A 12472-nucleotide genomic window follows, 5' to 3' on the forward strand; every position below is an offset into this window, starting at 1 on the left:
CATGGCCACCATCGGCCTGGCCTGGTTCCTGGAAGGGCTCGGCGACGTGATGTGGGGCGCCGACGTCAAGGTGCTGGATGTCGGGCTGCCGCAGGGCATTTCGGAGACAGTCGAGACGGTGACCAACGACTGGCTGGGCTATGGCTTCTTCATCGACCGGCTGGACATCTGGGCAGCGGTGATCGCGGCAGTGCTGGTGGCGGCGCTGGTCGGCTTCTCGCAATATACCAAGCAGGGCCGGGCGATGCGCGCCGTGGCCGACGACCACCAGGCGGCGCTGTCGGTCGGCATCAGCCTGCAATTCATCTGGATCATGGTCTGGTCGATCGCCGGTTTCGTGGCGCTGGTCGCGGGGATCATGTGGGGCACGAAGTCGGGGGTGCAGTTCTCGCTCTCGCTGATCGCGCTCAAGGCGCTGCCGGTGCTGATGCTGGGGGGCTTCACCTCGATTCCCGGCGCCATCGTCGGCGGGCTGATCATCGGCATGGGCGAGAAGCTGTTCGAATATTTCGTCGGCCCCATGGTCGGCGGGGCGACTGAGAACTGGTTCGCCTATGTGCTGGCGCTGATCTTCCTCGTCTTCCGGCCGCAGGGGCTGTTCGGCGAGCGCATCATCGAGCGGGTCTGAGGATGAAAAGATTCTATGCCTCCGGCGGGGATATTTGGACACGAAAGAAGCGCGGAATCTTGCGTTCTTCCGTGGGGAAATATCCCGCGGGGGTGTGGGGGCGCGAAGCCCCCACGGGCAAGGCGTGACGCTGGGAGGAACGGATGTTTTACCGCGAGGCGGGTGATTTCAAGACGAGCTATCGCGACGATGGCCAGACCTTTCCGATCAAGCTGGATCGCTGGGGCTATTACGCGATCCTGGCGGTGGCCTTCCTGGTCGTGCCGCTGGTCATCGACAGCTACTGGGCCAATGCGGTGCTGGTGCCCTTCCTGATCTATGCCATCGCCGCCATCGGGCTGAACATCCTGACCGGCTATGCCGGGCAGGTCAGCCTGGGCACCGGCGGCTTCATGGCGGTGGGGGCCTATGCCGTCTACAAGCTGATGGTCGCCTTTCCGGGCGTGCCGATCGTCATCCATATCCTGCTGGCCGGGGCGATCACGGCGGTCGTCGGCATGCTTTTCGGCCTGCCCAGCCTGCGGATCAAGGGTTTCTACCTGGCGGTGGCGACGCTGGCCGCGCAGTTCTTCCTGGTCTGGCTGTTCAACAAGGTGCCGTGGTTCTACAACTACTCGGCTTCGGGGCAGATCAACGCGCCGGAACGGACCATGTTTGGCTGGGCGGTGACCGGGCCCGCCACCACGGCCTCGGCGAAATACCTGATCTGCCTGTCCTTTGCCGTTGGGCTGGCCTGGGTGGCGCGCAACCTGACCCGCGGCAGCGTGGGCCGGAAATGGATGGCGATCCGCGACATGGACATCGCGGCCGAGATCATCGGGGTGAACCCGCTGACCGCCAAGCTGTCGGCCTTTGCCGTCTCCAGCTTCTTCGTCGGTATCGCCGGGGCGCTGTTGTTCTCGGTCTATCTGGGCGCGGCCGAGGCCAGCGAAGCCTTCGGCATCAACAAGAGCTTCCTGGTGCTGTTCATGATCATCATCGGCGGGCTTGGCAGCATCTTCGGCAGCTTTGCCGGCGCCGCCTTCCTGGTTCTGCTGCCGGTCTTCCTGAAGAACGTGCTGGTGGCGCAGTTCGGCTGGCCGACCGACTTGGCCGCCCATATCGAACTGATGATCGTCGGCGCGCTGATCGTGTTCTTCCTGATCGTCGAGCCGCACGGGCTGGCGCGCCTCTGGGCGCTGACGAAGGAAAAGCTGCGGCTCTGGCCGTTCCCGCATTAACGACCGGACAACCGGCGGACCAGAAAACCCTTGGGGAGGAGACCAAGATGAAACTGAAACTCGCAACTGTCGCATTGGGCGCCGTCATGGCGGCGGCCCCGGCCATGGCCGACCTGGTGGTGCCCAATCTCAGCTATCGCACCGGGCCCTATGGCGCGAACGGCACGCAATATGCCGACGGGTTCAACGATTACTTCACCCTGCTGAACGAACGCGACGGCGGCATCGGCGGCGAGAGGGTCCGGACCCCGGAATGCGAGACCGCCTATAACACCGAAAAGGGCGTCGAGTGCTACGAGGCGACCAAGGGCTCGGGCGCGCTGGTCTATAACCCGCTGTCCACCGGCATCACCTATCAGCTGATCCCCAAGGTCGCGGCCGACAAGATCCCGCTTTACACGCCGGGCTATGGCCGCACCTCGGCCAAGAACGGCAAGATCTTCGAATGGGTGTTCAACGCGCCGGCGAACTACTGGGACGGTGCCAGCGTGGCGATCAAGTATCTGCTGGACCAGAACGGCGGCAGCCTCGAGGGCAAGAAGATCGCGCTGGTCTATCATAACTCGGCCTATGGCAAGGAGCCGATCCGCACCCTTCAGGAGCTGGGCAAGAAGCACGGCTTCACCCTGACCGAGCTGCCGGTCGACCCGCCGGGCCAGGAACAGAAGAGCCAATGGCTGCAAATCCGCTGCGACAAGCCGGATTACGTTCTGATGTGGGGCTGGGGCGTGATGAACCAGACCGCCATTCAGGAAGCCGCCAACATCCGCTTCCCGATGGAGAATTTCATCGGCACCTACTGGTCCGGTTCGGAAGTGGACGTGAAGCCGGTGGGCGCCGGTGCCAACGGCTACAAGGCGCTGACCTTCCACGGCGTCGGCATGGACTATCCGATCTATGAAGACATGAAGAAGCACGTCATCGATCCGGGCAAGGCCTCGCAGGGCGGGCAGTTCGTCGGCTCGGTGCTGTATTCGCGCGGCATGTATGCTGCCGTGGTCATTGCCGAGGCCATCGCCAAGGCGCAGGAGCTGGCCGGCACGCCGCAGATCACCGCGGCGCAGCTGCGCGACGGGTTCGAGGCGCTGGACATCACCCCCGAGCGGCTGGCCGAGCTGGGCCTGCCGGACTTCGGCCCCGAGATCAAGATGTCCTGCGACAACCACGGCGGCAGCGGCATGGCGCGGTTGCAGCAATGGGACGCCTCGGCCGGCAAATGGACCCTGATCACCGACTTCACCCAGCCCGATCAGGACGTGCTGGACCCGCTGATCCTCGAGGACAGCGAGGCCTATGCCAAGGAAGCCGGCATCTCGCCGCGCTGCTGATCCCTTGCCCCGGCGGTTCGCCGCCGGGGTCCATCGACCCGGAGGGCAAGCCCATGTTCGACGCCGCACCCCAACGCGAGACCCTGCTCGAGGTCAATAATATCGAGGTGATCTACAACCACGTCATCCTGGTGCTGAAGGGCGTCAGCCTGTCGGTGCCCAAGGGCGGCATCACCGCGCTTCTGGGCGGCAACGGCGCGGGCAAGACCACGACGCTGAAGGCGATCTCGAACCTGCTGCATTCCGAGCGCGGCGAGGTCACCAAGGGCGCGATCAGCTATCGCGGCGAGCGGGTGCAGGACATGGACCCGGCCAGCCTGGTCAAGAAGGGCGTGATCCAGGTGATGGAGGGGCGCCATTGCTTCGAGCACCTGACCATCGAGGAAAACCTGCTGACCGGCGCCTATACCCGCACCGACGGCGGGGCGGCGATCCGCCAGGATCTGGAGATGGTCTATTCCTATTTCCCCCGCCTGAAGGAGCGCCGGAAAAGCCAGGCCGGCTATACCTCGGGCGGCGAGCAGCAGATGTGCGCCATGGGCCGCGCGCTGATGTCGCGCCCCGAGACGATCCTGCTGGACGAGCCCTCGATGGGCCTTGCCCCGCAGCTGGTCGAGCAGATCTTCGAGATCGTCAAGGCGGTGAACGAGGGCGAGGGCGTGACCTTCCTGCTGGCCGAGCAGAACACCAACGTGGCGCTGCGCTATGCCCATTACGGCTATATCCTGGAAAGCGGCCGCGTGGTGATGGACGGGCCGGCGGATGCGCTGCGCGAGAACCCGGACGTCAAGGAATTCTATCTCGGCATGTCCGACCAGGGCCGCAAGAGCTTTCGCGACGTGCGATCCTATCGCCGGCGCAAGCGCTGGCTGGCCTGAGCGCAGAAAGGCATCCCCATGACATTCTATGACGAGCTTGAAACCCGCAGCGCCGATGAGCGGGCCCGGTGGCTGGCGGCCGAACTGCCCGCCGCCGTCGCCCGCGCCCGCACGGCGCCGGCCCTGGCGCGCATCCTTGCCGATGTGGAGCCGGACGGGGTCACCACGCGCGAAGGGCTGGCCCGGTTGCCGGTGATCCGCAAGTCGGAACTCTCGGCGGCGCAAAAGGCATCCCCGCCCTTCGGCGGCTTCACCACCCGGCCGGCGCCGGATTTCGAGAACGTCTTCCAGAGCCCCGGGCCGATCTATGAGCCGGGCCGGCGCGGCGAGGACTGGTGGCGGCTGGGGCGTTTCCTGCATGCGGCGGGCGTGGGCCGGGGCGACATCGTCCACAACTGCTTCGGCTATCACCTGACGCCGGCGGGGATGATGTTCGAAAGCGCCGCCCGCGCGGTCGGGGCCGCGACCCTGCCGGCCGGCACCGGCCAGACCGAATTGCAGGTCCGCGCCGCCGTCGATATCGGCACCACGGTCTATGCCGGCACGCCGGATTACCTGAAGATCATGCTCGACAAGGCCGAGGAACTGGGCGAGCGGTTGTCCTTTACCCGCGCCGCGGTCTCGGGCGGGGCGCTGTTTCCCAGCCTGCGCCAGGCCTATGCGGATCGCGGCATCGCCACCACGCAATGCTATGCCACCGCCGATCTGGGGCTGATCGCCTATGAATCCCCCGCCATGGAGGGGATGATCGTGGACGAGCGGGTGATCGTCGAGATCGTCCGCCCCGGCACGGGAGATCCCGTCCCCGAGGGCGAGGTGGGCGAGGTGGTGGTGACCACGCTGAACCCGGATTATCCGCTGGTGCGCTTCGCGACCGGCGACCTCTCTGCGGTCATGCCCGGCGAAAGCCCCTGCGGCCGCACCAACATGCGCATCAAGGGCTGGATGGGCCGCGCCGACCAGACCACCAAGATCAAGGGCATGTTCGTCCGCCCCGAACAGGTCGCGGCGCTGGTGGCCCGCCACCCCGAGATCTCACGCGCTCGTGTGGTCGCCGACCGGGCCGGAGACATGGATGTGATGACGGTGCTGCTGGAAACCGGGGCCGATGATGCGGCAAGATACGAAGGAACGGTGTTGGATACACTGAAACTTCGCGGCCGGGTGGAACTGGTTGCGCCGGGCTCGCTGCCGAACGACGGCAAGGTGATCGAGGATCGACGCAGCTACGACTGATTCCGGCCCCCCGGAATGAGGTCGCCCGATGCGCATTGCCGCCGTCCTGCTTGCCGCCCTGATCGGGACCGTGCCCGCCTGGGCCGAGAATCGCGCCGTCATCGTCGGCAATGCCGATTATCGCAGCGCTCCCGATCTGGCCGGCTCGGACACCATGGCGCTGGCGAAGGCGCTGCGCGAGGCGGGCTTCACCACCCAGCAGGGCGTCGATCTGGAGGCCCGGCCGCTGCGCCGCCTGCTTGAGGCGCTGGCCCGGGCCGATGCCGATCCCGGCGCGCGCATCGTGGCGCTGAATGGCCGTTTCCTGCATGACGCGGACGAGACATGGTTCATGGGCACCGATACCAATGCGCCCGGCCCGGCGACGGCCGGGGTGCAGGGCGTGCCGCTGTCGCTGGTCATGCGGCTGATGGCGGACGGTGATCCGGGCGCGGTGCTGATCCTCGGCACCGACGGGCAGCAGATGCCGCACCGGCCGGGGCTGGAGAACGGCATCGGCGCGCTCGCGCCGCCGGAGGGCGTCTCGGTCGTCACCGGCACGCCCGAGGCCGGTGCCCGCGCCCTGGCCCAGTTCCTGGGCGGCGCCACGCTGGCCCAGGCGGTGGCCGCCGACCGGGCGTTGGTCCTGTTGCCCGCGGGCGCGGGCAATCTGCGGCCCGTGCCGCCCCGCAAGGCGGGCGATGCGATGGCCGACGACCGCGACGCCTGGGCCGAAGCCGCTGTGGCGGATAGCGCCCAGGCCTATCGGGACTATCTGGCGCGCTTTCCGCAGGGGCTTTATGCCCCTGCCGCGCGTGAGCGGCTGGTCCAGATCGGCCGAGCCCCGGGGATCCGGAATGCCGACCGTGCCGCCTGGGCCCAGGCAGCCGCGACCGATACCGCGGAGGCCTATTCGGCCTATCTGAAGGAATTTCCCTTGGGGCGTCATGCCGGCGCTGCCCGCAAGCGTCTGGCCGAACTGCGGCCCGGCCCGTCTGCAAGCGCCGCCGCGCAGCCCTCGCCGGCCGCGGCCGAACGGGCCCTGGATCTCGACCCGGTCGAGCGGGCCGCCATCCAGCGCCACCTCTCTCGGCTCGGCCAGCAGCCGGGCCCGGCCGATGGCGTTTTCGGCCCGCGCACGCGCCTGGCGATCTCGGCCTGGCAGCGGGCCAACGGGCTGGCGGCGACGGGCCACCTGACCCGGTCGCAGATCCGGGTGATCGCCGCGCAGGCTGAAGGTCTTGCCACCGAAACCGCCGCCCGCGACGGCGCCTGGTGGCAGCAGACCGGCGCAAGCGGCGATGCCGAGGGGCTGCGCGCCTATCTGCATCGCTATCCCCAGGGCCTCCATGCCGAGGCGGCGCGGCGCCTGCTGTCCGAGGCCGGCACCGATCCCGACCCGCCCCGCGGCGACGAGGCGACATGGCGCTGGGCCCGCCGCCAGGGCTCGGCTGCGGCTTACGAAACCTATCTGGAACGCTTCCCGCAGGGCGCCCATGCGGCCGGCGCGCGCGAACGCCTGGCCACCTTGCGCGCCGGTATCGAAGCCGCGCGGCGCGAAGAAGCGGTGCTGGGCCTGACCCCTTCGGCCCGCCGCCTGATCGAGGAGCGGCTGCACAGCGCCGGGATGCAGCCCGGCCCGGTCGATGGCGCATTCACCGACGAGACCCGGGCGGCGCTGCGCCGCTATCAGGCGGCGCGCAACCTGCGCGTCACCGGCTATGTCACCCAGCAGACCGTCTCGGGCCTGCTGGCGGATGTGCTGCGCTGAAGCGGGCAAAGGGCGATCTTCTGCCTCTTGCCGGTTTCTTCCCGATCCTGGCCGGGAGGCGTATGGCGATACAGGCGCCCATCAATGCCGGCCTCGGCAGTCGCCCTGCCAAGCCCGCCGGCCGAATTCGCCATGGCCGATCGGCGCGGCCATCGCGCGGGACCCCGTCGGCGCCCCGGCCCGTCTGGGCGCGGGCTCTCGTCCGCCCGCATCCTGGCCGCGCTGACGGTCGGCGGTGGACTGGTCCTGTCGCGCTTCCGATCTTCTTTCGTGTGGAAATATCCACGGGGGTGTGGGGGCAGTCAGCCCCCACCTGCTGCGCGCCATGCCCGGAATACGAAAAACGCCCGCGGCACGGGGCCTGCGGGCGTTCCGGAATTCGGCTGATTCGCCGGTTCTCAGCCCTGGCGGGCCTTGAAGCGCGGGTTGGTCTTGTTGATGATGTAGATGCGGCCCTTGCGGCGCACGACTTGGCAGTCACGGTGGCGGCTCTTGAGCGAGCGGAGCGAATTGCGAACCTTCATCGGTCTTCTCCTATCGCGGCGCATCGCTAGGTCGCGCCTTGAAAACGAAATACCCCCGGACAAGCCCCGGGGGCGCGAAATGAATGGTGGGCGGTACTGGGATCGAACCAGTGGCCACTACGATGTCAACGTAGTGCTCTACCGCTGAGCTAACCGCCCCCCGACAGGTGATTCTGTCGGCCCGCGCCGCCAGATCGCCTGGATCGGCGTGTCTATAGCCACCTCGTCCGGGGGTTTCAAGCCCTCAATCGACAGCTATTGGCCTTGCTCGATCATGGTTTATAACCTTTCTGTCTTGACCGTCCAGAATTGGCGCCGGTCGCGCCGCCGGGGAACGCCAGGGATGACCAGGGAAGAGCCAACTTTCGATCTGATGCGGCCGCAACGGTGGCTGGGCGGGGTGATCTTTGCCTCGCCGCATTCGGGGCGGGCCTATCCCGACTGGTTCCTGGCCGAATCGCGGCTGGATTCGCAGCAGCTGCGCTCGTCCGAGGATGCCTTCGTGGACCGGCTGATCGAACCGGCGCTGGACCATGGCGCCACGGTGCTGACCGCCCGGGTGCCGCGCTGCGTGGTGGACCTGAACCGCGGTCCCGACGAGATCGACCCGCTGGTGGTCTCGGGCGCGGCGCCGGCGATGACCAATCCGCGCATCATGGCCGGGCTGGGGGTGATTCCCCGCGTCGTTTCGCAGGGGCGCGCCATCCATGACCGGCCGATCCCGCGGGACGAGGCCGAAAGCCGCATCGCCCGGCTGTGGCATCCCTATCACCGGGCGCTTTCGGGCCTGATCGACGAGGCGGTGGCGCGATTCGGCGGCGCCATCCTGATCGACATGCATTCCATGCCCCGCGATGCGCTGACCCATCTGCCGCGCCCGCGCCCCGACATGGTGCTGGGCGATCGCAACGGGGTCTCGGCGGCGCCACGCATCAGCGCCGGCGTGGCCGAAGCGGTGGCGGCCGAGGGCTTCCGGCTGCGGCGCAACTCGCCATTTTCGGGCGCCTATATCACCCAGACCTATGGCCGGCCGCGCAACAATGTCCATGTGGTGCAGCTGGAACTAGACCGTTCGCTCTACATGGACGAGGGGCGGATCGAGCCGCGCCCGGATTTCGAACTGTTCCGGGTCCGCTTCGCCCGCGTCATCACCCGGCTGGCGCAGCTGCGCCCGGACAGCAGCGACGCGGCCTTCGCCGCCGAATGACCAAGGAAAGGAGCCGCGATGCCGCCTGAATTCGCCGAGATGATCGGCCAGAACCTTGCCCTGATCGTGCTGGCGCTGGTGATCCTGTTCGCCGTCAGCCGCGCCGTCCGCATCGTCCCGCAATCCGAGAAATACGTCGTCGAGCGCTTCGGCCGGCTGCATGCCGTGCTGGGGCCGGGGATCAACTTCATCGTCCCCTTCCTGGATCGGGTGGCGCATCGGATCTCCATCCTGGAACGCCAGCTGCCGACCTCGCGCCAGGATGCGATCACCGCCGACAACGTGCTGGTGCAGGTCGAGACCAGCGTTTTCTATCGCATCATCGAGCCGGAAAAGACCGTCTATCGCATCCGCGACGTGGATGCGGCGATCACCACGACGGTGGCGGGGATCGTGCGATCCGAGATCGGCACGATGGAGCTGGATCAGGTGCAGTCGAACCGCGCACCCTTGATCGAACGCATCCGCGAATCGCTGGCCAATATCGTCGACGACTGGGGCATCGAGGTGACGCGGGCCGAGATCCTGGACGTCAACCTGGACGAGGCGACGCGGGCCGCCATGCTGCAACAGCTGAATGCCGAACGTGCCCGCCGCGCCCAGGTGACCGAGGCCGAGGGCCGCCGCCGCGCCGTGGAACTGGCCGCGGACGGCGACCTTTACGCCGCCGAGCAGCAGGCCAAGGCCAAGCGGCTGCTGGCCGATGCCGAGGCCTATGCCACCGCGGCCATCGCCACGGCGATCCGCGAGGGCGGGATCGAGGCGGCGCAATACCAGGTCGCCATGCGCCAGGTCGAGGTGCTGGCCGAGGTCGGCAAGGGCCAGGGCAAGCAGACGGTGATCGTCCCCGCCTCGGCCGTCGAGGCGCTGGGTGACGCCTTCCGCATGTTGCGGGGCGGCAAATGAGCTGGGCGAACGGCTGGCTCTGGATCATCGCGGCGCTGATCCTGGCGGCGGTGGAACTGGCGCTGCCGGGCTGGTTCTTTCTGGGCCTGGCCGGCGCGGTGCTGTTGATGGGGCTGGCGCTGCTTCTGGGCCTGTGGCCGGCCGGGCTGCCGATGGCGCTGGTGGTCACGGCGATCCTGACCGGGGTGATCTGGCTGGCGCTGCGGCGCATCTTCGGCAGGAACCGGGGCGAGGTGCGGCGCTGGACCCGCGACATCAACGACAACTAGGCTTTGACGGTGCCAAGCTGGTGCTGACCCATGGCGCACAGCTGCTGGCCTGCCTGCGCGACGATTACGACTGGATCCGCTTTCCCGCGTATTGGGATCTGCCCGGCGGCGGGGCCGAGCCGGGCGAGGCGCCGGTCGAATGCGCGTTGCGCGAGCTTGACGAGGAATTTGGGCTGCGGCTTGCGTCCGGGCGGCTGACGGGGCGGGCCTTTCCCTCGGTCAACGAACCCGGCCGCGCGTCGTGGTTGTTTCGCGGCACCATCACCGCTGCCGAGATCGCCGCGATCCGCTTTGGCGATGAAGGGCAGGAATGGCGGATGATGCCGGTTGCGGAATTCCTCGGCCATCCGCGCGCCGTGCCGCATTTCCGGGATCGGGTGCGACTTGTTCTTGCCGGATCGGGCTGCGGGATTTGAAAATCGCCCGCTCCTGTGCATGATCGGGCCATCGACAGGAAGGAGGCATGCATGTCTCGGATGCAGCTATACCGTCGCAACGGCTGGGGCTCGGCCATCGTCGAGGCACAACTGGCGCATTACGGGCTCGAGGCCGAGGGAATCGAGGTCGCGGACCTGTTCCTGGATCCGGTTGCCAGGCGCGACCTGATGCGGATCAGCCCGGCGGGGCAGATCCCGGTGCTGATCCTGCCCGACGGGCGGGTGCTGTCGGAAAGCGCGGCGATCACCCTGCACCTGGCAGACATGACCGGGCGCGACGATCTGGTGCCAGCCGCCGGGGCCTCGGAACGGCCGCGCTTCCTGCGCTGGCTGATCTTTCTGGTGGCGCAGGTCTATCCCTGCTTTACCTTCGGCGACGATCCGGCGCGGTTCCTGACCGACCCGGCGGCACAGAAGGAACTGGGTGAGGCCACCACTGCGCGCCTGCAAGAGCTTTGGACCGCGCTGGAGGGCGTGGTGGGCGCGCCCTGGTTCCTGGGCGAGCGGTTCTCGGCGCTGGACATCTATCTGGCGGTGATGACCAACTGGAAGCCCGGCCCGGAATGGTTCCAGGCGAACGCGCCCAAGGTCTGGTCCATCGCCCGCGCCACGGCGGCGCGCGAGGATCTGGCGCCGGTCTTGCGGCGCAATTTCGGCTGATCAGCGGCCGGCCAGTTCCGCCTGGATCGCCTGCGCCGCGGCACGGGGGTCCTCGGCCCTCCAGATCGGCCGGCCGACGACGATATGGTCGGCGCCGCTGGCGATGGCGGTGGCGGGGGTCTCGATACGCTTCTGGTCGCCGGCATCGCTGCCCGACGGCCGCACGCCGGGCGTCACGATCAGCCGGCCCGCCGCCTCGGGCAGGGCGCGGATCAGCGCCGCCTCGCGCGGGCTGGCGATGACACCGTCGGCCCCGGCCTCGAAGGCGCGGGCGGCGCGGGTGGCGACGATCTCGGCCAGATCACCCGGCACGATCAGCCCGGCGTCGAGGTCGGCGCGGTCCAGCGAGGTCAGGATCGTCACCGCCAGGATCTTCAGCCCCGAGCCCGCCGCGCCCTGTTTCGCCGCCCGCACCACATGCGGGTCGCCGTGGACGGTCAGGAAATCCAGGTCGTATTGCGCGATACCCTTCACCGCCGCCTCGACCGTGGCGCCGATATCGAAGAATTTCATGTCCAGGAAGATGCGCTTGCCATGTTCCTGCTTCAGCTCGTTGGCGAGCGCCAGGCCGCCGCCGGTCAGCATGCCCAGGCCGATCTTGTAGAAGCTGGCGGCATCGCCGATCTTCTGGGCCAGTTCCAGCCCGGCCAGCGCGTTCGGCACGTCCAGCGCCACGATCAGACGGTCGTCCATGGTTCCCCTCAGCCTGCGACAAACGGCCCGCTTATAGGCGGGAACCGACCGACTTGAAACCCCGTTTCGTCCTGCCCATGTGACAGGCAGGACCCGAGCCGGATCGTGCCAATGCGGGCGATCCAAAGCGGGGGCTGAGGAAAGGATTTTCATATGGATATGGAAAAGTTCACGGAACGGTCGCGGGGCTTTTTGCAGGCGGCGCAGACCATAGCGATCCGCGAGGAAAACCAGCGCGTGATGCCCGAGCATCTGCTGAAGGCGCTGATGGACGACGACCAGGGCTTTGCCAGCAACCTGATCGCACGCGCCGGCGGGGATGCCCAGGCGGTGCGCCAAGCCGTCGATCAGGCGGTGGCGAAACAGCCCAAGGTCAGCGGCGGGCAGGGACAGGTCTATGTCGATCCCTCGCTGGTGCGCGTGCTGGACGAGGCCGAGAAGCTGGCCAAGAAGGCCGGCGACAGTTTCGTGCCGGCCGAGCGGGTGCTGACCGCGCTGGCCGTCGTCAACACCAATGCCCGCGACGCGCTGACGGCGGGCAAGGTGACGGCGCAGGCCCTGAACGGTGCCATCAACGACGTCCGCAAGGGCCGGACGGCCGACACCGCCAGCGCCGAGGACAGCTATGAGGCGCTGTCGAAATACGCCCGCAACCTGACCGAGGCCGCGGCCGAGGGCAAGATCGACCCGATCATCGGCCGGGACGAGGAAATCCGCCGCGCTATGCAGGTGCTGT

At 67.9% G+C, this 12472-nt stretch carries 14 protein-coding genes and 1 tRNA gene; 12 read left to right on the plus strand and 3 right to left on the minus strand.

The annotated features are described in order from the left end of the window. The 6 genes from AQY21_RS08565 to AQY21_RS08590 all read left to right on the plus strand — a co-directional run. Window positions 1-628 (plus strand): branched-chain amino acid ABC transporter permease (locus AQY21_RS08565; RefSeq protein ID WP_161905983.1); only part of this gene is annotated, 628 nt, incomplete at its 5' end. Between the two features lie 143 nt (window positions 629-771). Then, window positions 772-1848: a branched-chain amino acid ABC transporter permease gene (locus AQY21_RS08570; RefSeq protein WP_058097280.1), complete on the plus strand. Its 1077-nt coding sequence runs from the start codon at window positions 772-774 to the stop codon at window positions 1846-1848. A 47-nt stretch (window positions 1849-1895) separates the two neighbouring features. After that, a complete protein-coding gene (locus tag AQY21_RS08575; RefSeq protein WP_058097281.1) occupies window positions 1896-3176 on the plus strand; it encodes an ABC transporter substrate-binding protein in 1281 nt (426 codons plus the stop codon). Between the two features lie 53 nt (window positions 3177-3229). Continuing rightward, window positions 3230-4054, plus strand: coding sequence for an ABC transporter ATP-binding protein (locus AQY21_RS08580; protein WP_058097282.1), 825 nt, complete (start codon window positions 3230-3232; stop codon window positions 4052-4054). Between the two features lie 18 nt (window positions 4055-4072). After that, the gene (locus AQY21_RS08585) at window positions 4073-5290 is read left to right on the plus strand and encodes a phenylacetate--CoA ligase family protein (RefSeq protein WP_058097283.1); all 1218 of its coding nucleotides are present in this window, start codon (window positions 4073-4075) and stop codon (window positions 5288-5290) included. A 28-nt stretch (window positions 5291-5318) separates the two neighbouring features. Further along, on the plus strand, window positions 5319-7040 hold the full coding sequence (locus AQY21_RS08590; protein WP_058097284.1) for a peptidoglycan-binding protein: 1722 nt from the start codon (window positions 5319-5321) through the stop codon (window positions 7038-7040). Window positions 7041-7438: 398 nt separating this feature from the next. Here AQY21_RS08590 and ykgO read toward each other — a convergent pair whose 3' ends face one another. Both ykgO and AQY21_RS08600 read right to left on the minus strand, forming a co-directional pair. Beyond that, on the minus strand, window positions 7439-7564 hold the full coding sequence (ykgO, locus tag AQY21_RS08595) for a type B 50S ribosomal protein L36 (RefSeq protein ID WP_024842876.1): 126 nt from the start codon (window positions 7562-7564) through the stop codon (window positions 7439-7441). Window positions 7565-7648: 84 nt separating this feature from the next. Next, window positions 7649-7723, minus strand: a tRNA-Val gene (locus AQY21_RS08600). A gap of 184 nt (window positions 7724-7907) precedes the next feature. On the opposite strand from AQY21_RS08600, the gene AQY21_RS08605 reads away from it, so the two are divergent. From AQY21_RS08605 to AQY21_RS08625, 5 genes are read left to right on the plus strand one after another with little or no spacing between them, the layout of a single operon-like run. After that, the gene (locus tag AQY21_RS08605) at window positions 7908-8771 is read left to right on the plus strand and encodes an N-formylglutamate amidohydrolase (protein ID WP_058097285.1); all 864 of its coding nucleotides are present in this window, start codon (window positions 7908-7910) and stop codon (window positions 8769-8771) included. A gap of 18 nt (window positions 8772-8789) precedes the next feature. Beyond that, complete coding sequence (locus AQY21_RS08610) at window positions 8790-9677, plus strand: SPFH domain-containing protein (RefSeq protein WP_058097286.1); 888 nt, start codon at window positions 8790-8792, stop codon at window positions 9675-9677. Further along, window positions 9674-9946, plus strand: a complete 273-nt coding sequence (locus tag AQY21_RS29700; RefSeq protein WP_058097287.1) for an NfeD family protein — start codon at window positions 9674-9676, stop codon at window positions 9944-9946. Before AQY21_RS08610 ends, AQY21_RS29700 begins: the two co-directional genes overlap by 4 nt. 20 nt (window positions 9947-9966) lie before the next feature. Beyond that, on the plus strand, window positions 9967-10362 hold the full coding sequence (locus AQY21_RS08620) for an NUDIX hydrolase (protein WP_152988168.1): 396 nt from the start codon (window positions 9967-9969) through the stop codon (window positions 10360-10362). Between the two features lie 51 nt (window positions 10363-10413). Next, window positions 10414-11043 (plus strand): glutathione S-transferase family protein, encoded by a 630-nt coding sequence (locus AQY21_RS08625; protein ID WP_058097288.1) that lies wholly within the window; start codon window positions 10414-10416, stop codon window positions 11041-11043. On the opposite strand, the gene pyrF is transcribed toward AQY21_RS08625, so the two are convergent. After that, window positions 11044-11736, minus strand: a complete 693-nt coding sequence (gene pyrF, locus AQY21_RS08630) for an orotidine-5'-phosphate decarboxylase (RefSeq protein ID WP_058097289.1) — start codon at window positions 11734-11736, stop codon at window positions 11044-11046. Window positions 11737-11889: 153 nt separating this feature from the next. On the opposite strand from pyrF, the gene AQY21_RS08635 reads away from it, so the two are divergent. After that, window positions 11890-12472: Clp protease N-terminal domain-containing protein (locus tag AQY21_RS08635; protein WP_304438416.1), on the plus strand; the 583-nt coding region annotated here is incomplete at its 3' end.

This window comes from Paracoccus sp. MKU1, assembly GCF_001447385.1.
Taxonomy (GTDB): domain Bacteria; phylum Pseudomonadota; class Alphaproteobacteria; order Rhodobacterales; family Rhodobacteraceae; genus Paracoccus.